At 70.3% G+C, this 20,726-nt stretch carries 21 protein-coding genes; 15 read left to right on the forward strand and 6 right to left on the reverse strand.

The features are described 5' to 3' along the window. Positions 1 to 49 precede the first annotated feature (49 nt). Positions 50 to 1,402 (reverse strand): MFS transporter, encoded by a 1,353-nt coding sequence (locus KOL93_RS09545; protein WP_221585142.1) that lies wholly within the window; start codon positions 1,400 to 1,402, stop codon positions 50 to 52. Positions 1,403 to 1,607: 205 nt separating this feature from the next. On the opposite strand from KOL93_RS09545, the gene KOL93_RS09550 reads away from it, so the two are divergent. The 4 genes from KOL93_RS09550 to paaZ are packed head-to-tail and all read left to right on the forward strand — an operon-like array spanning position 1,608 to position 6,507. Next, positions 1,608 to 2,807 carry a thiolase family protein gene (locus KOL93_RS09550; protein WP_221585143.1) on the forward strand — a complete coding sequence of 400 codons (1,200 nt, stop codon included), beginning with the start codon at positions 1,608 to 1,610 and terminating at the stop codon, positions 2,805 to 2,807. Continuing rightward, on the forward strand, positions 2,807 to 3,556 hold the full coding sequence (locus KOL93_RS09555; protein WP_221585144.1) for an enoyl-CoA hydratase/isomerase family protein: 750 nt from the start codon (positions 2,807 to 2,809) through the stop codon (positions 3,554 to 3,556). Before KOL93_RS09550 ends, KOL93_RS09555 begins: the two co-directional genes overlap by 1 nt. Next, positions 3,553 to 4,422, forward strand: coding sequence for a 3-hydroxyacyl-CoA dehydrogenase family protein (locus KOL93_RS09560; RefSeq protein WP_221585145.1), 870 nt, complete (start codon positions 3,553 to 3,555; stop codon positions 4,420 to 4,422). Before KOL93_RS09555 ends, KOL93_RS09560 begins: the two co-directional genes overlap by 4 nt. A gap of 48 nt (positions 4,423 to 4,470) precedes the next feature. Next, on the forward strand, positions 4,471 to 6,507 hold the full coding sequence (gene paaZ, locus KOL93_RS09565; RefSeq protein ID WP_221585146.1) for a phenylacetic acid degradation bifunctional protein PaaZ: 2,037 nt from the start codon (positions 4,471 to 4,473) through the stop codon (positions 6,505 to 6,507). 15 nt (positions 6,508 to 6,522) lie between these two features. Here paaZ and KOL93_RS09570 read toward each other — a convergent pair whose 3' ends face one another. Genes KOL93_RS09570 through paaI form a run of 3 tightly spaced genes read right to left on the reverse strand, consistent with a single transcriptional unit; the run spans position 6,523 to position 9,044 of the window. Continuing rightward, complete coding sequence (locus tag KOL93_RS09570) at positions 6,523 to 7,182, reverse strand: TetR/AcrR family transcriptional regulator (RefSeq protein ID WP_221585147.1); 660 nt, start codon at positions 7,180 to 7,182, stop codon at positions 6,523 to 6,525. Between the two features lie 60 nt (positions 7,183 to 7,242). Beyond that, positions 7,243 to 8,565 carry an AMP-binding protein gene (locus tag KOL93_RS09575; protein WP_221585148.1) on the reverse strand — a complete coding sequence of 441 codons (1,323 nt, stop codon included), beginning with the start codon at positions 8,563 to 8,565 and terminating at the stop codon, positions 7,243 to 7,245. A gap of 14 nt (positions 8,566 to 8,579) precedes the next feature. Further along, on the reverse strand, positions 8,580 to 9,044 hold the full coding sequence (paaI, locus tag KOL93_RS09580; RefSeq protein ID WP_260406380.1) for a hydroxyphenylacetyl-CoA thioesterase PaaI: 465 nt from the start codon (positions 9,042 to 9,044) through the stop codon (positions 8,580 to 8,582). A gap of 163 nt (positions 9,045 to 9,207) precedes the next feature. Between paaI and paaA the strand changes: the two genes are divergently transcribed. From paaA to KOL93_RS09635, 11 genes are all read left to right on the forward strand, one after another. Continuing rightward, positions 9,208 to 10,170 carry a 1,2-phenylacetyl-CoA epoxidase subunit PaaA gene (paaA, locus tag KOL93_RS09585; RefSeq protein WP_221585149.1) on the forward strand — a complete coding sequence of 321 codons (963 nt, stop codon included), beginning with the start codon at positions 9,208 to 9,210 and terminating at the stop codon, positions 10,168 to 10,170. A gap of 26 nt (positions 10,171 to 10,196) precedes the next feature. Next, entirely contained in the window at positions 10,197 to 10,502 is a 306-nt protein-coding gene (gene paaB / locus KOL93_RS09590) for a 1,2-phenylacetyl-CoA epoxidase subunit PaaB (RefSeq protein ID WP_221585150.1), read from the forward strand. After that, positions 10,499 to 11,332, forward strand: coding sequence for a 1,2-phenylacetyl-CoA epoxidase subunit PaaC (gene paaC / locus KOL93_RS09595; RefSeq protein ID WP_221585151.1), 834 nt, complete (start codon positions 10,499 to 10,501; stop codon positions 11,330 to 11,332). Before paaB ends, paaC begins: the two co-directional genes overlap by 4 nt. Further along, positions 11,332 to 11,847: a 1,2-phenylacetyl-CoA epoxidase subunit PaaD gene (paaD, locus tag KOL93_RS09600; protein ID WP_221585152.1), complete on the forward strand. Its 516-nt coding sequence runs from the start codon at positions 11,332 to 11,334 to the stop codon at positions 11,845 to 11,847. Before paaC ends, paaD begins: the two co-directional genes overlap by 1 nt. A 30-nt stretch (positions 11,848 to 11,877) precedes the next feature. Further along, positions 11,878 to 12,990: a 1,2-phenylacetyl-CoA epoxidase subunit PaaE gene (gene paaE / locus KOL93_RS09605; RefSeq protein ID WP_221585153.1), complete on the forward strand. Its 1,113-nt coding sequence runs from the start codon at positions 11,878 to 11,880 to the stop codon at positions 12,988 to 12,990. 20 nt (positions 12,991 to 13,010) lie between these two features. Then, positions 13,011 to 13,784, forward strand: coding sequence for an enoyl-CoA hydratase/isomerase family protein (locus KOL93_RS09610; RefSeq protein WP_221585154.1), 774 nt, complete (start codon positions 13,011 to 13,013; stop codon positions 13,782 to 13,784). Positions 13,785 to 13,798: 14 nt separating this feature from the next. Then, on the forward strand, positions 13,799 to 14,233 hold the full coding sequence (locus KOL93_RS09615) for a PaaI family thioesterase (protein WP_221585155.1): 435 nt from the start codon (positions 13,799 to 13,801) through the stop codon (positions 14,231 to 14,233). 83 nt (positions 14,234 to 14,316) lie between these two features. Then, positions 14,317 to 15,951 carry an ABC transporter substrate-binding protein gene (locus KOL93_RS09620; protein WP_221585156.1) on the forward strand — a complete coding sequence of 545 codons (1,635 nt, stop codon included), beginning with the start codon at positions 14,317 to 14,319 and terminating at the stop codon, positions 15,949 to 15,951. Further along, entirely contained in the window at positions 15,948 to 16,964 is a 1,017-nt protein-coding gene (locus KOL93_RS09625; RefSeq protein ID WP_221585157.1) for an ABC transporter permease, read from the forward strand. Before KOL93_RS09620 ends, KOL93_RS09625 begins: the two co-directional genes overlap by 4 nt. Continuing rightward, entirely contained in the window at positions 16,961 to 17,776 is an 816-nt protein-coding gene (locus KOL93_RS09630) for an ABC transporter permease (RefSeq protein WP_308291603.1), read from the forward strand. Before KOL93_RS09625 ends, KOL93_RS09630 begins: the two co-directional genes overlap by 4 nt. After that, a complete protein-coding gene (locus KOL93_RS09635; protein WP_221585158.1) occupies positions 17,773 to 19,284 on the forward strand; it encodes an ATP-binding cassette domain-containing protein in 1,512 nt (503 codons plus the stop codon). The genes KOL93_RS09630 and KOL93_RS09635 overlap by 4 nt, the downstream gene beginning before the upstream one ends. Here the strand turns inward: KOL93_RS09635 and KOL93_RS09640 are convergent, their stop codons facing one another. Then, positions 19,285 to 19,785 (reverse strand): DUF2004 domain-containing protein, encoded by a 501-nt coding sequence (locus KOL93_RS09640; RefSeq protein WP_221585159.1) that lies wholly within the window; start codon positions 19,783 to 19,785, stop codon positions 19,285 to 19,287. A gap of 44 nt (positions 19,786 to 19,829) precedes the next feature. Next, complete coding sequence (ftsY, locus tag KOL93_RS09645; protein ID WP_221585160.1) at positions 19,830 to 20,699, reverse strand: signal recognition particle-docking protein FtsY; 870 nt, start codon at positions 20,697 to 20,699, stop codon at positions 19,830 to 19,832. Between the last annotated feature and the right edge of the window lie 27 nt (positions 20,700 to 20,726).

A 20,726-nucleotide genomic window follows, 5' to 3' on the forward strand; every position in this document is an offset into this window, starting at 1 on the left:
CGCGGCGGCGTCCCCTCGCGGGACCCCCCGCCGCTCTCTCATCGACAGGTCAGAGCCCGCGGGCCTTCGCCGCACGCCGGGCCGCGACCACGTCGACGCTCTGGGTGTCGAGCGGGACGCCGCGCGTCTCCTTGACGACCGACACGGCCACGAAGGAGATCACGGTGATCGCCAGTATGTAGACGCCGATGTGCCAGGAGATCCCAGAGCGCTCGAGGATGAGCTGCGCGATCAGCGGGGCGAACGCGCCGCCGAGGATCGCGCCGAACGCGTATCCGATGGAGACGCCCGAGTAGCGCACGTCGGCCGGGAACATCTCGGCGTAGAGCGCCGACTGCGGCCCGTAGGACAGGCCGAGCCCGACCGTGAGCACGAACAGGGCGATGAAGAACAGGAACTGGTCACCCGTATCGATGAGGAACCACATCGGGACCGCCCAGATGCCGACGATCGCGTAGCCGATCTGGAACGTGCGCACGCGGCCGATCTTGTCGGACACCCAGCCGCCGAGCATCGTGAAGATCAGCCACCCGAAGGCCGAGAAGGTCGTCATGAGGAGCGCGTCGCCGCGCGGCATACCGACGACCGTCGAGACGTACGTCGCGAAGAAGGCGATGAGCAGGTACCCGGCCGCATTGTTCGCGATGAAGATGAGCATCGTGAGCGCGACGTTCTTGCCGTGATGGCGGAAGAGCGTGCCCAGCGGCGCCGACGACTCAGCGCGGCGCTGCTGGAGCTCGAGGAAGATGGGCGATTCCTCGACGGCGCGGCGGATGAGGTAGCCGACCACGATCAGCACGATCGAGAACAGGAACGGGATCCTCCAGCCCCAGGCGAGGAACTGCTCCTCTGTGAGGCTCGTCGTGATGACCCACATCGTCGCGGTCGCGAGGATCATGCCGACCGGGACGCCGATCTGCGGGTATGCACCGAAGAAGCCTCGGCGGTTCTTGGGCGCGTGCTCGACCGACATGAGCGCGGCCCCGCCCCATTCGCCGCCGGCCGAGAAGCCCTGCAGAACGCGCAGCAGGACGAGCATGATCGTCGCTCCGATGCCGATCTGCTCGTACGTCGGGAGCACGCCGATGAGCGCGGTCGCCGCCCCCATCAGAATGAGCGTGAAGACGAGCATGCGCTTGCGGCCGAGCTTGTCGCCGAGATGGCCCGCCACGACCGCGCCGAGCGGGCGGAAGAGGAACGAGATGCCGAGCGAGGCCCACGAGGCGATCTGTGCGCCGACCTCGCCGAGCGGTGCGAAGTACAGGCTCGCGAACACGAGGCCCGCCGCCTGCGCGTAGATGAAGAAGTCGTACCACTCGATCGTGGTGCCGACGAGGGTCCCCGCCAGGACGCGCCGCTCTTCGCGCCGCCGATCGAGGGTGGGACGGGCGTTGTCTGCCATGGTGATGAACTCCGTTGTTCGGGTAGCCGGTCTGCGTTCTTCACTGAACGTTCGGTCAGTAATCGGGAATAGTACACGCCTCGGCGCCACCCCGTCACCCGCGGCTCGAATGTTTGCGCTCGCGCCGGCACGGCGTCTATTCTGACTTCATTACCGACCGTTCGGTCATGAATTGCGAGCGGCGGCGTCGACGAGGAGGTCACCGATGCCCGACGCATATCTCGTGGGAGGCGCGCGCACGCCCGTCGGGCGCTACGGCGGCGCGCTCGCCGCGTCCCGGCCCGACGACCTGGCCGCGCTCGTCCTCCGCGCAGCCGCAGCCCGCTCCGGTGCGCCCGACGACGCGTTCGACGAGGTGATCCTCGGTGCCGCGAATCAGGCCGGCGAAGACAACCGCAACGTCGCGCGCCTCTCGACGCTCCTCGCGGGGCTCCCCGACGACCTTCCCGGGTACACCGTCAACCGGCTCTGCGCCTCCGGCATGACGGCTGTCGCCGGCGCCTCGCAGGCCGTGCGCGCGGGCGACGCCGACCTCATCATCGCCGGCGGCGTCGAGTCGATGACACGTGCCCCCTGGGTGCAGGCGAAGCCCTCCCGGGCCTGGGCGAAGCCGGGCGATCAGTTCGACACGTCGATCGGATGGCGCTTCACGAATCCGGTGCTCGCCGCGCGCGACAAGGCGACCTTCTCGATGCCCGAGACCGCGGAGGAGGTCGCGCGCCTCGACAGCATCTCGCGCGAGGACGCCGACGCGTTCGCCGTGCGCAGCCACGCGCGTGCCGTCGCGGCGATCGACGCCGGCCGCTTCGCGGACGAGATCATCGCGGTCGATGTGGACCTCGGCCGCGGCCGCCGCGCCACCGTCACGACCGACGAAGGACCCCGCCGCGACACGAACCTCGAGACGCTTGCGGGACTCCGCCCCGTCGTTCCGGGCGGGGAGGTCGTCACGGCCGGCAACTCGTCCACGCTCAACGACGGAGCGAGCGCCCTGGTCGTCGCGAGCGCCGCGGCGATCGAGCGCTACGGTCTCACGCCGCGCGCCCGCATCGTCTCGCACTCCTCCGCGGCGCTCGCGCCCGAGATCATGGGGCTCGGCCCGGTCCCCGCCTCCGAGAAGGCGCTCGCCCGCGCCGGTCTCACCGCCGACGACATCGGATCGGTCGAGCTCAACGAGGCGTTCGCGACGCAGTCGCTCGCGACGATCCGTCGCCTCGGTCTCGACGAAGAGCGCGTCAACGCCGACGGCGGCGCGATCGCGCTCGGTCACCCGCTCGGATCCTCGGGATCCCGCCTGCTCGTGACGCTCCTCGGCCGCATGGAGCGCGAGAGCTCCCGCTACGGCCTCGCGACGATGTGCGTGGGCGTCGGCCAGGGCACCGCGATGATCCTCGAGAGGGTGTGATGAACGTGACGGAATCCCTCCGCATCGCCGAACACGACACCCACATCGTGGCGACGCTCGACCGCCCGGAAAAGCGCAACGCCATCGACCAGGAGCTGATCGACAGCCTCCACACGCTGTGCAGCCGTCTCGAACAGGACCCGCGTACCCTCATCCTGCTCGGTGCGGGCGGCACGTTCGCCGCCGGCGCCGACATCGCCCAGCTGCGCGCGCGACGCGCCGAGGACGCGCGCGCCGGCATCAACACCCACTGCTTCGCGCGCATCCGCCGCCTGCCGATGCCCGTCATCGCCGTCCTCGACGGCTATGCGCTGGGCGGCGGCGCGGAGCTGGCCTACGCCGCCGACATCCGCATCGGCACGCCGACGCTCAAGATCGGCAACCCGGAGACCGGTCTCGGCATCATCGCGGCGGCGGGAGCCACCTGGCGTCTGCGCGACATCGTCGGCGAGCCCCTCGCGGCCGAGATCCTGCTCACGGGGCGCGTCCTGAACGCCGACGAGGCGCTCGCCGCCGGGCTCATCACGCACCTGCACGAGCCCGACGAGGCCCGTGCGCTCGCCGAGAGGATGGCGGCGTCCGTCGCACGCCTGGATCCCGCCGCCACCCGCGCGACCAAGCGTGCGCTGAACGCCCCCGCCGGAGCACACCCCGCGATCGAGCTCGCAGAGCAGGCGGCACTCTTCGAGAGCCCTGAGAAGATGCGCCGCATGACGGAGTTCCTCGAGAGAAAGCAGGCGAAGAAGTGACCGACGCCGACCTCGCCGCCCCCGCACGCGTCGGCGTGCTCGGCGGCGGCCGCATGGGGGCCGGAATCGCCCATGCCTTCCTGCTCGCCGGATCCCACGTCACGATCGTCGAGCGCGACGATGATGCCGCCGCCGGCGCGCGAGAGCGCGTCTCCCGGAGCATCGACCAATCGGTGTCCCGCGGCACGATCGCCGCGGCCGAACCCGCGCAGGGGCGCCTCGAGGTCACGGCCGAGATCGACGCCTTCGCCGACCGCGCCCTCGTCGTGGAGGCCGTCCCCGAGGACCTCGAGCTCAAAGCCGCCGCGCTCGCCCGCGTCGAACGGCAGATCGCCGGCGACGCCGTGATCGCGTCGAACACTTCGTCGATCCCGCTCGATCGCCTGGCGGACGCGCTGGAGCGCCCCGAGCGCCTCATCGGGCTGCACTTCTTCAACCCCGTCCCGGCGTCGAGTCTCGTCGAGATCGTCGTCGGCGCGCGCACGTCCGCCGAGCTCCCGGCCTCGGCCCACCGGTGGGTCGAGGCGCTCGGCAAGACGCCGATCACGGTCTCCGACTCCCCCGGATTCGCATCGAGCCGCCTCGGGGTCGCGATCGCCCTCGAGGCGATCCGGATGGTCGAGGAGGGCGTCGCCTCGGCCGCCGACATCGACCTCGCGATGGAGCTGGGCTACCGTCATCCGTCCGGCCCACTCCGGACGAGCGACATCGTCGGGCTCGACGTGCGTCTCGGCATCGCCGAGCAGCTCGAGCGCGACCTCGGCGAGCGATTCTCTCCCCCGCAGCTTCTCCGCGACATGGTCGAGGACGGCCGTCTCGGCCGGAAAAGCGGTCGGGGCTTCTACGACTGGACCACGAGCGCATGACCGCTCGCTTCGCGCCGGCCGGCGGCCGCGCAGACAAGGAGACGATCGATGACCCGCACGCTTGACAGCTACGTCGCAGATGCCTGGTGGACTCCCTCCCCGGCCGCCGTCGGAACCGAGGTCCGCGACGCGTCGACCGACGACGTGGTCGCGACGGTCTCGAGCGAGGGCCTCGACCTCGGCGTCGTCCTGTCGCACGCGCGCACGGTCGGCCAGAAGAGCCTCTCGCGGCTGACCTTCCACCAGCGCGGCGTGCTCCTGAAGCAGCTCGCGCTCGCCCTCCAGGAGCGCAAGGACGAGCTCTACGAGCTCTCCTTCCGCACGGGAGCGACGAAGACCGATTCATGGGTTGACATCGACGGCGGCATCGGCGTCCTGTTCACTTACTCGGGCAAGGGACGCCGCGAGCTGCCCAACTCGACGGTGCAGCTCGACGGCCCCCTCGAGGTCCTCGCGAAGGACGGCTCGTTCCTCGGTCGCCACATCCGCACGACCCTCCCCGGCGCCGCCGTGCAGATCAACGCCTTCAACTTCCCGGTCTGGGGCCCGCTCGAGAAGTTCGCTCCCGCGTTCCTCGCCGGCATGCCGACCGTCATCAAGCCCGCGACGCCGTCTGCCTATCTCACGGAGCACATGGTGCGGATCCTCGTCGAGTCGGGTCTCCTGCCCGACGGATCCCTGCAGCTCGTCTCGGGGTCCGTGCGCGAGCTGTTCGCGCACACGGTCCTCGGCGATGTCGTCTCGTTCACGGGATCCGCCACGACGGCCGACCTCCTGCGTCGCCACGACGCCGTCCAGACGGGCGGCGTCATCTTCAACGCCGAGACCGACTCGATCAACGCCTCCGTGCTGGGTCCGGACGCGACTCCGGATACTCCGGAGTTCGCGGGCTACGTGCGCCAGCTCGTCGCCGAGATGACGACGAAGGCCGGGCAGAAGTGCACGGCGATCCGCCGCGCGATCGTGCCGGAGTCGCTCGCCGACGACGTCGTCGAGGCGGTGCGCGACCGCATCGCGGCCAAGACGGTCGTGGGCGATCCTCGGACGGAGGGCGCGACGATGGGCGCTCTCGCATCGACCGAGCAGCGCGACGAGGTGCTGCGTCAGGTCGGGAAGCTCGTCCACGGGGGCGGAGAGATCGTCGTGGGGTCGACGGACGTGCCCACCGGCCCCGGTGCCTTCCTCGAGCCGATCCTGCTGCGCTTCGCCGACTCCCGCGCGGAGCGCGTGCACGACACGGAGGCCTTCGGCCCGGTGTCGTCGATCCTCACGTATGCGGACGCCGACGACGCCGCCGACCTCGTCATCCGCGGCGGCGGCTCCCTCGTCACGAGCGTGGCGTCGGCGGATCCAGCCTTCGTGGCGCCGCTCACCCGACGCGTGGCGTCCGCGAACGGACGCATCCTCCTCCTCGACCGCGAGAACACGCGCACGTCGACGGGACACGGATCCCCGCTGCCGATGCTGGTGCACGGCGGACCGGGTCGCGCGGGCGGCGGCGAGGAGCTCGGCGGCGTGCGCAGCGTGTTCCACCACATGCAGCGCACCGCGGTGCAGGGCAGCCCCGAGATGCTGACGGCCGTCACCGGCGTGTGGCACACGGGGGCGCGGGCGAACGCCGCGGGTGTGCACCCGTTCCGCAAGGCGCTCGACGAGCTCGTGATCGGCGACCAGATCGTGTCCGAGGAACGCGAGATCACCCTGGAGGACATCGAGCACTTCGCCGAGTTCACCGGCGACACGTTCTACGCCCACATGGACGAGGAGGCCGCAGCGGCGAACCCGTTCTTCCCCGGACGCGTCGCCCACGGCTACCTGCTCGTCTCGTTCGCGGCGGGGCTCTTCGTCTCGCCGGAGCCCGGCCCGGTGCTCGCGAACTACGGCCTCGAGAATCTGCGCTTCGTCACGCCGGTCTCACCCGGCGACCGGGTGCGCGTCACGCTGACGGCCAAGCAGATCGTCCCCCGCGAGACGGACGACTACGGCGAGGTTCACTGGGACGCCGTCCTGACGAACCAGGACGACGAGCAGGTCGCGACCTACGACGTGCTGACGCTCGTGTCGAAGTCGGCGGCCGTGGCGTGACCTGACGCGCCGGCGTCAGCTGCCCGTCGGGCGGCTTCCCCCGCGGAAGTCGCCCGTCTCGCTCACTCGGACGCCGCTGCGCACGAACGCGACGACGGTGTCGGCGAGCTCGTCGGGGGTGAACCGCCCCTCGGGCCGATACCACTCCACGATCGAGTTGACGAGACCGAACGTGAGGCGCTCGGCGAGACCGGGGTCGATGTCGTCGCGCAGGGACCCCTCCTCCCGTGCCTCTTCGAACAGGCGGCGCAGCCGCAGGTCGAGTTCGCGGCGACGCTCGACCGCGCGGCGCTCGATCTCGGTGTTCCCGCGCAGGCGCAGCAGAAGGGTCAGATAGGGCAGCTGCTCGCACGCGACGAGAACGGCGCCGCGCAGGACGAACCGGATCCGCAGCTCGAGCGGGCCCGTGGTCGCTTCGGGAGCCTCGAAGACGTCGGAGAGCGCACCCAGGGCCTTCTCGAGCGCGAGCTCGAGCATCTGCTCCTTCGAGGTGAAGTGGTGGTACACCGCCGACTTCGACAGCCCGAGGCGCTGCGCGATGATGCCCAGCGACGTCGCGTCGTACCCGTGGTCGTTGAAGGCGGCGACGATGACCTCGAGCATTCCGTCGCGGTCGTATCCGGGCCTGCCGCGCCGCGGACTCGTCGTGTCTGTCGTCGAGGTCACGGTGCCCATCCTCCTATATCGCACGGGCGCCGCGTTCCTCCGCGGCGCCCGTGACGTCGTGTCGTGGGACTACGCGGTCTTCTCGCGCAGGTCGTACAGGCGCTTGTACTTGCCCTCTGAACGCGGAAGGGATCCCGGAGCGACGATCTCGACGCCGATGGAGGTGCCGATCCGCTCCTTGACCCTCAGCTGCAGGATCTGCGCAGCGGCCTGGGAGGTCTCCGCGCCGACGCCGGGGGTGCATTCGATCTTCACGACGAGGTCGTCCATACGTCCCTGTCGCGTCAGCTCGAGGATGAAGTGCGGTGTCAGGTGCTCGATCGCGAGCGCGATCTCCTCGATCTGGCTCGGGAACAGGTTCACGCCGCGCAGGATGATCATGTCGTCGTTCCGGCCCGTGATCTTCTCGATGCGACGCATCGCCGGGGCCGCGGATCCGGGGAGGAGGCGGGTGAGGTCGCGTGTGCGATATCGGATGACGGGGAACGCCTCCTTCGTGAGGGTCGTGAAGACGAGCTCCCCCATCGCGCCTTCGGCGGCCGGCTGCAGGTCGTCGTCCAGGACCTCCGGGAGGAAGTGGTCCTCCCAGATGTGCGGGCCGTCCTGCGTCTCGACGAACTCGTTGCCGACGCCGGGCCCCATGACCTCGGACAGCCCGTAGATGTCGACCGCCTTGATGTCGAATCGGCGCTCGAGCTCGGCGCGCATCTCGTTCGTCCACGGCTCGGCGCCGCAGATCGCGACCTTGAGGGTGGTCCCGCGAGGATCCAGCCCCTGCGCGTCGAACGCGTCGGCGATCGTGAGGAGATAGCTCGGCGTGCACATGATGGCGTCGGGCTCGAAGTCGCGGATGAGCTGCACCTGGCGGGCCGTCTGACCGCCCGACACGGGGATCACCGTGCACCCGAGGCGCTCGATTCCCGCGTGGGCGCCCTGGCCGCCCGTGAACAGGCCGTAGCCGTAGGCGTTGTGCACCTTCCAGCCCGGCTCCACGCCCGACGCGCGCAGCGAGCGCGCGATGAGGTCGGCCCAGCGGTCGAGGTCTCCCTGCGTGTACCCGACGACGGTGGGACGCCCGGTCGTTCCGGACGATGCGTGCACGCGGCGCACGTCGGCCATCGGGACGGCGAACATGCCGAACGGATAGTTCTGTCGCAGATCCTCCTTCGTCGTGAAGGGCAGCTTCACGATGTCGGCGAGGGTCCGGATGTCGTCCGGCGAGACGCCTGCGTCGTCGAACTTCTTCCGATAGAACTCGACGTTCTCGTACGCGTGGCGCACCGACCACTGCAGGCGCTCGAGCTGGAGACGCTCGAGAGCCGCTCGATCGAGCGACAGGGCGTCAGCAGGCGCGTCGGGTGGGGCGGTGCGGGTCGTCAGGGTGTCCGTCATGAGTGGCTCCTTCGTCAGCTCTGGGGGGTCTGGGCGAGAGCGCGCGAGCGTCCTCGGAATTCGGCCACGACGTCGCCGTCGGGGCCCGTGATGGTCACGTCATAGAGGCCGCTGCGGCCGGCCAGCCAGCGCCGCTCAGCCGTGGCGACGAGGCGATCGCCCGCGCGGCTCGCCTTCGCGAAGGTGATGTCTGCACCCTGCGCGACGACCATGCGGTCGCCCTCGTTGCACGCGTAGGCGAACGCCGTGTCGGCGAGAGTGAAGACCGCTCCCCCGTGCGTGATCCCGAAGCCGTTCGCCATCTCGTCGCGAACGGTCATCGACAGCACGGCGCGTCCGCGCTCGAGTTCGTCGATGCGGATCCCGAAGCTCTGCTTCGTGTAGTCCGTCGGCGGCATCGTGGTGGCTCGCCAGGTCGGATCCGGTGTGATCGTGTCCTCGAAGGCCGTGGCCTCGGGCGTCACGGGCTCTGCGGTCATGAGCGCTCCATCGCGTCGTTGCGGTCCCACGACAGTCTGCTCGTCTGTGAGTCGTCTGTTGCGGGCTGACGAGCACTGAGTATACTCACTGAATGTTCGGTCAGTTAATATGTGCAGGCGAGATCGCTCACCGAACCCGTCACTCGAGGCAGGGAGGCCGCAGATGACCACCACCGTCGACATCGACGAGCAGCAGGCGCAGGCCTATTTCGACGCGATCATCGACGCGGATCAGCGCATCGAACCGCGCGACTGGATGCCCGAGAAGTACCGCCGCTCGCTCATCCGCCAGATCTCGCAGCACGCGCACTCCGAGATCATCGGCATGCAGCCCGAGGCGAACTGGATCACCCGCGCGCCGAGCCTCAAGCGCAAGTCGATCCTGATGGCGAAGGTGCAGGACGAGGCCGGCCATGGCCTCTACCTCTATTCGGCGGCGCAGACGCTCGGCATCACGCGCGACGAGATGACGGAGCAGCTCATCGAGGGCCGCGCGCGGTACTCATCGATCTTCAACTACCCCACGCCGACGTGGGCGGACATGGGCGCGATCGGCTGGCTCGTCGACGGCGCGGCGATCTGCAATCAGGTTCCGCTCTGCCGCGCCTCGTACGGCCCATACGGCCGCGCGATGGTCCGCGTCTGCAAGGAGGAGTCCTTCCACCAGCGCCAGGGATTCGAGATCCTCCTCGAGCTCGCGCAGGGGACGCCGGAGCAGAAGCAGATGGCACAGGACGCCGTCGATCGCTGGTACTGGCCGTCGATCATGATGTTCGGCCCGTCCGACGACAACTCCCCCAACTCGGCGCAGTCGATGGCCTGGAAGATCAAGCGCTTCTCGAACGACGAGCTGCGACAGCGCTTCGTCGGCATGCTCGTGCCGCAGTTCGAAGCACTCGGACTCGAGTGCCCGGACAAGGACGTGCGCTTCGACGAGGAGTCGGGCACGTGGAAGACGGGGACCATCGACTGGGACGAATTCGACGCGATCCTCGACGGCCGCGGCCCCGCCAACGCGCACCGACTGCGGCACCGGCGCGAGGCGCACGAGAGCGGCGCGTGGGTGCGAGAAGCCGCGACCGAATACGCCCGCAAGCAGTCCGAGAAGAAGCGCTTCGCGGCCTGAGCCGCGCTGCCTCGAAGGAGACGACGATGTCGACACCCGGCGAATCCGCCCGCGAATCCTGGCCCCTGTGGGAGGTCTTCGTCCGCGCCAACCGCGGCCTGAGCCACGTGCATGTCGGGTCGCTGCACGCGCCCGACGAGACGATGGCGCTGCAGAACGCCCGCGACCTCTACACGCGCCGAGGCGAGGGCGTCTCGATCTGGGTGGTCCCCGCGGCCGCGATCACGACGACCGATCCCGACGCGAAGGGCGAGTTCTTCACGTCGCCCGCGGGCAAGAACTACCGCCACGCGACCTACTACACGCGCGCCGAGGGGGTGAAGCACCTGTGAGCACCTCCCACGCGACCGACGATGTCCACGGAGACGTCGACGTCGACGAGGTCGAACTCGACATCGAGCTCCCCGGCGCCGAGCAGACCGCATCGGACGAGGTCGCGGAGTACGCGCTCCGCCTCGGCGACGACGCGCTGATCCTCTCGCAGCAGCTCGGCTGGTGGATCGCCCGCGCTCCCGAGCTCGAGGAGGACCTGGCGCTCGGCAACATCGCGCTCGACCTGCTGGGGCACGCCCGCGCGCTCCTGCGCTATGCAGGATCCGCCCGCGGGAAGACCGAAGACGACCTCGCCTACTGGCGGGACGAGCACGAGTTCCGATGCGTATGGATCGTCGAGCAGCCGAACGGCGACTTCGCCGACACGCTCGCGAGGCAGCTGCTGTTCTCGTCGTACCAGGTCGAGCTCTACGTCGCACTCGCGGGCAGCGGCGACGCGGGGCTGCAGGCGATCGCCGACAAGGCGGCACGCGAAGTCGCGTATCACCGCGACCACGCCGTGCAGTGGACGCTGCGACTGGCCGGCGGCACCGACGAGTCGCGTCGCCGATTCCTCCGGGCTCTCGGCGACCTCTGGCCGTACGTCGACGAGCTGTTCGTCGACGACGAACTGACCGAGCGGCTCTCCGGTGTCGTGCCCGCGCCGTCGTCGCTGCGCGCCGGGTTCGATGAGACCCTGGCGCAGGTGTTCGCCGAGGCCGAGATCGAGACGCCGTCGGCGAAGCCCGCCATGGCGAAGGGGCGCACGGGCGGCCACACGTCGCACCTCGGCTATCTCCTCGCCGAGATGCAGTGGCTCACCCGACGTCACCCGGGCGCACGATGGTGATGCAGACGGCGCATGCGCAGCGACCGACCGACCACGCGTCGGCGACGGCCTGGGACATCGCCGCGCAGGTGACGGATCCCGAGGTCCCCGTCCTCACGATCGAGGATCTCGGTGTCCTCCGCCGGGTCGTCGCGACTCCCGACCACGTCCGCGTCGTGCTGACGCCGACATACTCGGGCTGCCCCGCGATCGAGCAGATGCGCGACGACGTGATGCTGCAGCTCACGGCCGCGGGCTACGGCGATGTGCGCGTCGACTTCACGCTGTCGCCGTCGTGGACGACCGACTGGATGAGCGACGAGGGGCGCCGCAAGCTCGAGGAGTACGGCATCGCACCGCCGAACGGATCCGCCCCCGTGCGTCGCGGTCCCCTGCCCGTACAGCTCGCCGTCAAGTGCCCGCGATGCGGATCTCTGCGCACACGCGAGGTCTCGCGATACGGCTCGACGGCGTGCAAGGCCCACTACGAGTGCCTCGCCTGCCTCGAGCCGTTCGACTTCTTCAAGGTGCACTGACCACCCGCACGACCCCGGAAAGGAGCGGACATGGCCGCCACCAACATCGCCGCGAAGAAGCGCGCCGCATTCCATACCCTGCGCGTCGCCGACGTCCGGCGGCTGACCGACTCCAGCGTCGAGGTCACCTTCGACGTGCCCGAGGAGCTTCACGCCGACTACGAGTACTTCGCCGGCCAGTACCTGGCGCTGCGCGCCACGATCGACGGCGAGGAGGTGCGCCGCTCGTACTCGATCTGCCGTCCGCCGACACCCGGCCGGATCAGCGTCGCGGTCAAGCGCGATGACCAGGGCGTGTTCTCCGTGTGGGCGAACGAGAAGCTCCAGGTCGGCGGCACGCTCGACGTGATGGGCCCACAGGGGACGTTCACGTCCCGACTCGACGAGATCGAGGGCAAGCACGTCGTGGGCATCGCGGCCGGCTCGGGCATCACCCCTGTCATCACGATGGCGCACCGCGTGCTCGACGACAGCGAGACGGGACGCTTCACGCTCCTCTACACGAATCGCTCCTCGCTCGACGTCATGTTCGTCGAGGAGCTCGCCGACCTCAAGGACCGCTATCCAGCGCGGCTGACGCTCCACCACGTGCTCTCCCGCGAGCAGCGCACGGCCCCCGTCCTCTCCGGGCGCCTCGACGAAGACAAGCTCCGCACGATCCTCGACACGCTCCTCCCGACCTCGATCGTCGACGAGTGGGCCCTGTGCGGCCCGTTCGAGCTCGTGCAGCTCTGCCGGGACCTGCTCGCCGAGAAGGGCGTCGACGCATCGCACGTGCGCTACGAGCTGTTCCAATCCGGCGACGGATCCCGGAAGGAAGCCGCGCGCGGCCGTCCTGTCTCGGTCCGGAAGGGCGAGAAGACCTTCACGATCGACTTCTCCCTCGACGGCACGTCGACATCGGTCGAGAGCCCGGTGAACGCGAACGAGAGCGTGCTCAACGCGGCGCTGCGCGCACGTCCCGACGTGCCCTTCGCCTGCGCCGGCGGGGTCTGCGGCACCTGCCGCGCCCGCATCGTCGAGGGAAGCGTGACGATGAGCGAGAACTACGCGCTCGAGCCCGACGAGATCGAGCGCGGCTACGTGCTCACGTGCCAATCGCACCCGACGAGCGACCGGATCCTCGTCGACTACGACGTCTGACCGACAGGAAGCAGGACGAGATGGCCACGCTCACGATCGCCCACGACGTCGCCGAGATCGCACTTGACGCCCCCGATCGCCTCAACGCGCTGGCACCGGACGACATCGACGAGCTCGCCCGGGCGTACGCCGATGCCGAGGCCGCCGGCGTGCGCGCCCTGGTGCTGCGCGGAGAGGGTCGCGCGTTCTGCGCGGGGCGGGACATCAGCGCCGTGGATCCGGCCGACGACGACGTCATCGGCTACCTCGGCGACCGTGTGCAGCCGCTCCTCGAGCGCATGAGCTCCTTCCCCGCGCCGACGTTCGCCGTCGCGCACGGCGCCTGCCTGGGCGTCGGGCTGGGGCTCCTCATCGCGACCGACGTCGTCTACGTCTCGGAGAGGGCCAAGATCGGCAGCCCGTTCGCGAACCTCGGCGCCACGCTCGACTCGGGTGGGCACGCGCTGTTCACCGAGCGCCTCGGTGCGCACCGCACGCTCGATCTCATCTACACCGGGCGCCTGATGTCGGGAGCCGAGGCGGTGAGCGCCGGACTGTTCTCGCAGGTCCTGCCCGATGACGAGGTCCTCGACCGCACGCGGCAGGCGGCCGCACGGGCGGCACAGGGGGCCACGCAGGCATTCCTCGCGTCGAAGCGACTCGTCGCGCAGATCCGCGACGACCGTCTCGGACTCTGGGCGTCGATGGCCGACGAGAACCGCGCGCAGGCCGCCCTGTGCGACACCGCCGACTACCGCGAGGGATTCGCCGCCTTCCAGCAGAAGCGCACCCCGCAGTTCACCGGCCGGGCGTGAGCGAGGAGACAGACATGACGAATGCACAGCGCACGACGCTCGACGGCGCGCACGTGATCGAGAACGGCGCGGGAGAGCTCGCCGACACGATGGGGATCCGCTTCACGGAGCTGACGGCCGAGCGCGCCGTTGCGACCATGCCCGTCGTCGGCAATCGCCAGACCGTCGGCTTCGTGCACGGAGGCGCCTACGTGGTGCTCGGCGAGACGCTCGGCTCCCTCGCCGCCAACCTCGCGGCGGGCCCCGGCCGCCTGGCGGTGGGCGTCGACCTCTCGGCGACGCACACCCGCTCGGCGACCGCCGGCCATGTCACGGGGACCTGCACTCCCCTCCACGTCGGCCGGTCGATCGCCGTGCACGAGATCGTCGTGACCGACGACGAGGGCCGGCGCTGCTCGACGATCCGCATCACGAACCACATCAAGGATGCGCCGACGTCGCACCGTTGAGGGAATGCCCTCGGTCGGCCCGGGGTTAGGCTGGACGGCGGCCCATTTCTGGACCGCGTCCACCGTCATCGTCAAGGGGATCCATGCGCCTGCTCCGCCGAGCCCTTCCCGCCGCCGCTCTCGCCTCGCTCCTGGCCCTCGCGGCCGGGTGCGCCGCATCCGATGAGAGCGGCTCCGCCTCTGAGTCAATCGAGGGCGGCACCCTCGTCTACGCGACGGGCGACGCCGAGCCCACATGCCTCGATCCCCACGTCGGCGGCAACTACCCGCAGGGGCTCATCTCGACGCAGTATCTCGAGCCGCTGTTCGGCCGCACGGCGGACGGAGAGATCGTTCCGTGGCTCGCCGTATCGGGCGAGGCCTCCGAGGACGGCCACTCGTGGGACATCACGCTGCGCGACGACATCACGTTCACCGACGGCACGCCGTTCGATGCCGAGGCCGTCAAGACCAATATCGAGCATCTGCAGAATCCCGACACCGCCTCGTCGACGGGCTACCTCGCGGTCGAGCAGGTCGAGCGCGTCGAGGTCGTCGACGAGACGCACGTGACGCTGCACCTCTCGACGCCGAAGTCCGCGATGCTCGAGGTCCTCAGCCAGCAGTGGGCGGCGATGCAGTCGCCGGCGGGCATCGCACGCGGCATGGACGAGAACTGCCAGGCGCCGATCGGCACGGGTCCGTTCGTCGTCGAGAACTGGGCCCCGCAAGAGGCGGTCACGCTGACGCGCAACGACGACTACGTGGCGACGAATCCTGAGATCGACCACGAGGGTCCGGCGCACGTCGAGACGATCGAGTGGCGCTTCATCCCCGACGCCGCAACGCGTCAGGCCGCGCTCGCCTCCGGGGAGGTGCACGTCATCGACAATCCTCTGCCGACCGACATCGCCGCAGCCGAGGGCCTCGGCCTGGGACACATCGATGCCCCGCGTCCCGCCTCCTCGAACCGTATCGAGCTCAACACGAGCCAGACTCCCTTCGACGACGACCTGGTGCGCGAGGCGTTCCTGCGGTCCGCGGATCCGAGCCCCGGAATCGACACGCTCTTCTCGGGGACGACGATCCGCTCGCATTCCGTTCTCTCGAGCGTCGAGCCCTTCGGCGTCTCCGACGAGGCTCTGTTCGAGACCGACGCCGATGGGGCCGACGCGCTCCTCGAGGAGGCGGGCTGGACCGAGCGCGCCGACGACGGCACCCGCATGAGGGACGGCGAGCGGCTGACGGTGCGCTTCCCGGTCTCGACCAATCAGTCGACGGCCGCCGAGCAGTCGCTCTTCGAGCAGATCCAGCAGAACACCGCCGCCGTGGGCTTCGACGTGGTGCTCGAGCCCATGGACCTGTCGAGCTGGTACGGCGCGCTCGCCGCGCACGAGTACGAGGCCGTCTCGGCCCCCTATACGACCGTCGGCCCCGACGTGCTCCGGATCCTGTACCACTCCGAGGGCACCGTGCCGGCGCCGTCCGGCTACTTCGCCAACAACGCGCAGCTCACGATCGACGAGCTCGACGCGCTCCTCGACGAGGCACTCGCGACGACGGACCCCGCGACGCGCGAGCAGCTCTACCGCGAGGCGCAGGAGATCATCCTGGGCACGCACGCCGTGCTGCCGCTCTACGACCAGCAGAACCACTTCCTCACAAACGGCGTGGAGGGCGTGACCACGATCCACACGATCTCCACGCCCACGTTCGTGAACGCTCAGCTCACGGAATGACACCCGCCCGCACGGCGCGGGGGTGGCGCGCGCCCGCACGATGGATCGCGGCGAAGCTCGGCGCCGCGGTCCTCGTCGTGTGGGTCGTCGCGACCGTCGTCTTCTTCGCCCTGCGCGCCACGGGCGATCCCCTCGAGGCGATCCTCGGCGGACCGGGGTCGCAGGCCGGCCCCGAGACCGTGCAGGCGGCGATCGACCGCTACGCGCTCGATCAGCCCCTCATCGTGCAGTACCTCCTGCAGCTGCGAGACATCGCGACGCTGCAGCTCGGCGACTCGTATGCCCGGCGCCAGCCGGTGAACGACCTCCTCGAGGCGCAGCTGCCGTCGACGCTACTGCTCGCGGTGCTCGCCCTCGCGCTCGCCTGGATCCTCACGGTCGCGAGCGCACTCATCCAGGCGCTGTCGCGCGGCCGGATCGGATCCGCCGTCGGCTCGGCGATGCGCGGCCTCGAGATCGTCGCAAGCGTCAGCCCGCAGTTCTGGCTCGGCGCCGTCCTCATCATGGTGTTCGCGTCGTCGCTGGGCTGGCTGCCCGCCACCAGCGCGGGCTCCTCCCCCGCCACGCTGGTGCTCCCCGTCGTCACCCTCGCGATCCCCATCGCCGGGTTCCTCTCGCAGGTGTCGCGTGATGCTCTGGTCGAGGCTGACGAGGCGCCGTTCGCGACATCGGCGCGCGCACGCGGCGCCAGCGAAGCGCGCGTCCTGCTCCATCACACGCTGCGCCATGCGGCGCTTCCGGCGCTCGCGCTGTCGGGGTGGGCCCTCGGGAGCCTGCTGTCGGGCGCCGTCGTCGTCGAGGTCCTGTTCGCCCGCCCCGGACTCGGCCGGCTCCTGCAGGAGGCGGCGCTGCAGCGCGACGTGCCGGTCGTCATCGGCGCCGTCGCGGTCATCGCGCTGATCTACGTCGCCGTCGTGATCCTCACCGACCTCGTCGAGCTCGCCGTGGACCCCCGTCTGCGACGCCGCGCGCGCCCGCCGCAGCCCGAGGCCGAGACGGAGGCGGGCCGGTGATCGCGGAGCGCCTGCGCGCGCTCGGCGCCTCGGGTGCGTGCGCGGCGATCGCGACGGCGGCGATCGTCGTCGCGGTCCTGTGGCCCGGCTTCCTCGCCCCCGGCGATCCGCTCGCCATCGCGCCGGCGGAGGGCTTCCAGCCGCCGTCGGCGCGCCACCTCCTGGGAACAGACGAGTCGGGGCGCGACGTCCTCACGCGCATCGTGCACGGCGCTCGCGCGTCGGCGGGCATCGGCCTCGCCGCCACGGCGCTGGGCGTCGGCGCCGGCATCGTCCTGGGGTTCGCCTCCGGCCTCGGGCCGCGACTCCTCGACCGGGCACTCACCCGCGTCGTCGAGGTGCTCTACGCCCTGCCGACCCTCGTGATGGCGCTGCTGTTCGTCGCGATCATCGGCGCGGGCCCCCGCAGCTCGATTCTGGCGATCGGCCTCGCGACGGCGCCCGGCTACGCGCGCATCATCCGCGCCCGTGTGCGGCAGGTGGCCCGCAGCGACTACGTCGCCTACGCGCGCCACGAAGGCGTCTCTCGAGGCCGGGCGCTCACGCGCCACATCGTCCCCAACACGCTGTGGCCGCTCATCGCGATGGTGACGCTCGGCATCGGACAGGCGATCGTGTGGGTCGCCGCGCTCAGCTTCCTCGGCCTGGGCGCGGAGCCGCCCAGCCCCGAGTGGGGGTCCATGCTCAACGCAGGGCGCCCGTACATCCAGACCGCGTGGTGGATGACGCTCTTCCCCGGCCTCGCGATCGTCGTCGCCGCGACGGCCCTCACAGTGCTCGGTCGGGGTCTCTCGAGAGGATCCTCCGTATGACCTCCCTGCTCTCGCTCCGCGACCTGCGCGTCGATCTCCCCGGAACCGGACGAGTGCTCGACGACGTGTCGATCGATGTCCGCGCCGGCGAGATCCTCGGCGTCGTGGGCGCGTCCGGCGCCGGCAAATCCGTGCTCGCCCGCACCCTGCTGGGCCTGACCCAGGACGACCCGTCCGCCCGCGTCGCGGCCGAGCGCTTCACGTTCGACGGGCGCGACCTGCGCCGCACGCCGCGACGGACGTGGCGTCGACTCCGCGGCGCGCAGATCGGACTGGTGCTGCAGGACGCCCTGCAGTCGCTCGATCCCCTGCGCACCGTCGAGGCCGAGGTCGGTGAGACGCTGCGGATCCAGCGCGTCCCGCGACGCGACCGGAGAGAGCGGATCCTCGCCGCCCTCGAGCAGGCAGGGCTTCCGCACGCCGCCGGCCACCTCCGGCAGCGCTCGGGCGATCTGTCGGGCGGCATGCGACAGCGCGTCCTGATCGCGTCGGCGATCGTCGGCGGAACCAGACTCATCGTCGCCGACGAGCCCACGACGGCGCTCGACGCGACGACCGCCGTGCACGTACTCGACCTGCTCGGCCGGCTGCGCGACGACGGCGCCGCGATCGTCCTCATCACGCACGACATCCACGCGGTGCGTCGCGCCGCCGACCGTCTCGCGGTGCTCGATCGGGGGCGGATCGTCGAACAGGGGACGATGGGCGACGTCCTCGGGACTCCCGCGCACGCGGTGACGCGATCCCTCGTCGCCGCTGTCCCGAGCGGGCCGAAGCCCGCGCCGCGCCGCGAATCGCTCGCCGCTCCCGACGATGCGCACCGGCCGCCCGCAGAGCTCGTCGCCGCCGTCCGCGTGACGAAGCGCTACCGCGACGTCACGGCCGTCGACGGCGTCGACCTCGCCCTCTCCCCCGGCGAGACGCTCGGCGTCGTCGGAGAGTCCGGATCCGGGAAGACCACTCTCGCGCGGATCCTCATCGGCGCCGAGTCTCCCGACGAGGGGACCGTCGAGCGCGCCGACCGCACGATGCGACTCGTGCCGCAGGATCCGCTCGGCTCCTTCGATCCGCGCCACACGGTCGAGCGGATCCTCCGCACGGCCCGGAGAGGCGACGCGCCGGAGCCCGTCGAGCTGCTGCGGCGCGTGGGCCTCGACGCAGCGCTGCTGCTACGGCGCCCCGCGCGGCTCTCGGGCGGTCAGCGCCAGCGGGTCGCGATCGCACGCGCCCTCGCGGCGCGTCCCGATGTGCTCGTGTGCGACGAACCGGTCTCGGCCCTCGATGTGACGACGCAGGCGGGGATCCTCGACCTGCTGCTGACCCTGCAGCGCGACGAGGGGCTGGCGATGGTCTTCATCTCGCACGACCTCGCGGTCGTGCGCCGCGTGTCCGACCGACTGCTCGTCATGCAGGCCGGCCGCGTCGTCGACCGCGGCGCGACCGAGGACGTCTATGCGCGACCGGCGAGCGCGTTCACGCGCGACCTCATCGCCGCGTCGGGCGCGTGATCAGTCGGCGCTCGTCACCGACTGCACCGTGCCGTCGCTCGCGAAGTTGACGAGCAGCACGTCGTCGGTCTCATCGGGATCGAGCGCGTACTCGAGGACGGCGAAGGGATCGGAGCCGCCATGCTCGTCGGCGAGGATCGTCATGCTCATGAGCTCGAGCGACCGGATGACGTCGACCGGCGCATCACCCGACACGTCGACCAGGACCTCAGGCAGCTCGTCGCCATAGCGATCGGTCATCATGAGGATGAACTCGGTGACGTCGGACGCGCGGTTGTCGACCTCCCCCAGCATCGCTCGACGCGCGCGGTCGTCGATCTCGTCGATCGCCGTCACGAGCGAGGCGGCCGCGTCGAGGGCGTCGATCGTCACATCGTCCTGGTCAGGTGCAGTGAGGTCGACTGTCACTCGCATGTCGCCGAGGTCGACGTTCTCCGACCAGAAGATCGCGCCGTCGGGTCCCGACTCGAGGAGCCCGAAGTAGTCGTGTTCGATCGCCATGTGCTTACTCAATCACGTCGGACGGACGGTGTGGGCGCGGCGTGTCAGCCGACGAGCTGCGCCGCGAAGGCGTGCGGCGTGAAGCCCGTCAGATCGCCGATGCCCTCGCCCTCGCCGAGCAGCTTGACGGGGATCCCGGTGCGCTCCTGCACCGCGAGCACGAACCCGCCCTTGGCCGACCCGTCGAGCTTCGTGATGACCAGGCCGGTGACGCCCGCGTGCTCGAGAAAGGCCTGCGCCTGCACGACGCCGTTCTGCCCCGTCGTCGCGTCGAGCACGAGCAGCACCTCGCTGATGGGCGCCTGCTTCTCGATGACGCGTCGCACCTTGCCGAGCTCGTCCATGAGACCGGCCTTCGTGTGCAGACGGCCGGCCGTGTCGACGAGCACGATCTCGGTGCCCGTGCGCTTGGCGTAGTCGATCGTCTGGAAGGCCACGGACGCCGGATCCTGCCCCTCCTTCTCGGGGCGGACGATCGCAGCTCCCCCGCGCTCGGCCCACGTGGCGAGCTGCTCGACGGCGGCCGCGCGGAACGTGTCGGCGGCGCCCACGACGATCGACCGGCCGTAGCGCTTCAGGAAGTTCGCGAACTTGCCGATCGTCGTCGTCTTGCCGACGCCGTTGACACCCACGACGAGGACCACGGCGGGACGCTCCGTGAGCTTGAGCGTCGTGTCGAAGCGCGCGAAGCGCTCCTCGATGCTCTCGACCAGCATGCGCTTGAGGTCCTTGGGATCCTCGGTGTGGAAACGTGCGACCTTCTCGCGCAGATCCTCGACGATCTCCTCGGTGATGTCGGGTCCGAAGTCGGCGGTGATGAGCGCCGTCTCGAGATCGTCCCACGTGTTCTCGTCGATCGTCTCTTTCACGAACATGCCGCGCAGCGCGCGACCGAGGGACCACTTCTCCGCCATGCCCTCCAGCCTAGCCGCGTGCCGGGT

Source organism: Microbacterium salitolerans, from assembly GCF_019720895.1.
In the GTDB taxonomy this organism is placed as follows: Bacteria; Actinomycetota; Actinomycetes; order Actinomycetales; family Microbacteriaceae; genus Microbacterium.

Excerpts from the sequence above, each read along its gene's own strand:
- KOL93_RS09625 (WP_221585157.1), top strand. The coding sequence starts at position 15,948 with ATGACACCCGCCCGCACGGCGCGGGGGTGGCGCGCGCCCGCACGATGG.
- KOL93_RS09615 (WP_221585155.1), top strand. The coding sequence starts at position 13,799 with ATGACGAATGCACAGCGCACGACGCTCGACGGCGCGCACGTGATCGAG.
- KOL93_RS09635 (WP_221585158.1), top strand. The coding sequence starts at position 17,773 with ATGACCTCCCTGCTCTCGCTCCGCGACCTGCGCGTCGATCTCCCCGGA.
- KOL93_RS09570 (WP_221585147.1), bottom strand. The coding sequence starts at position 7,182 with ATGGGCACCGTGACCTCGACGACAGACACGACGAGTCCGCGGCGCGGC.
- paaI (WP_260406380.1), bottom strand. The coding sequence starts at position 9,044 with ATGACCGCAGAGCCCGTGACGCCCGAGGCCACGGCCTTCGAGGACACG.
- paaE (WP_221585153.1), top strand. The coding sequence starts at position 11,878 with ATGGCCGCCACCAACATCGCCGCGAAGAAGCGCGCCGCATTCCATACC.
- KOL93_RS09550 (WP_221585143.1), top strand. The coding sequence starts at position 1,608 with ATGCCCGACGCATATCTCGTGGGAGGCGCGCGCACGCCCGTCGGGCGC.
- paaZ (WP_221585146.1), top strand. The coding sequence starts at position 4,471 with ATGACCCGCACGCTTGACAGCTACGTCGCAGATGCCTGGTGGACTCCC.
- paaB (WP_221585150.1), top strand. The coding sequence starts at position 10,197 with ATGTCGACACCCGGCGAATCCGCCCGCGAATCCTGGCCCCTGTGGGAG.
- ftsY (WP_221585160.1), bottom strand. The coding sequence starts at position 20,699 with ATGGCGGAGAAGTGGTCCCTCGGTCGCGCGCTGCGCGGCATGTTCGTG.
- KOL93_RS09640 (WP_221585159.1), bottom strand. The coding sequence starts at position 19,785 with ATGGCGATCGAACACGACTACTTCGGGCTCCTCGAGTCGGGACCCGAC.
- paaD (WP_221585152.1), top strand. The coding sequence starts at position 11,332 with ATGCAGACGGCGCATGCGCAGCGACCGACCGACCACGCGTCGGCGACG.
- KOL93_RS09575 (WP_221585148.1), bottom strand. The coding sequence starts at position 8,565 with ATGACGGACACCCTGACGACCCGCACCGCCCCACCCGACGCGCCTGCT.
- KOL93_RS09620 (WP_221585156.1), top strand. The coding sequence starts at position 14,317 with ATGCGCCTGCTCCGCCGAGCCCTTCCCGCCGCCGCTCTCGCCTCGCTC.
- paaA (WP_221585149.1), top strand. The coding sequence starts at position 9,208 with ATGACCACCACCGTCGACATCGACGAGCAGCAGGCGCAGGCCTATTTC.
- KOL93_RS09555 (WP_221585144.1), top strand. The coding sequence starts at position 2,807 with ATGAACGTGACGGAATCCCTCCGCATCGCCGAACACGACACCCACATC.
- KOL93_RS09545 (WP_221585142.1), bottom strand. The coding sequence starts at position 1,402 with ATGGCAGACAACGCCCGTCCCACCCTCGATCGGCGGCGCGAAGAGCGG.
- KOL93_RS09610 (WP_221585154.1), top strand. The coding sequence starts at position 13,011 with ATGGCCACGCTCACGATCGCCCACGACGTCGCCGAGATCGCACTTGAC.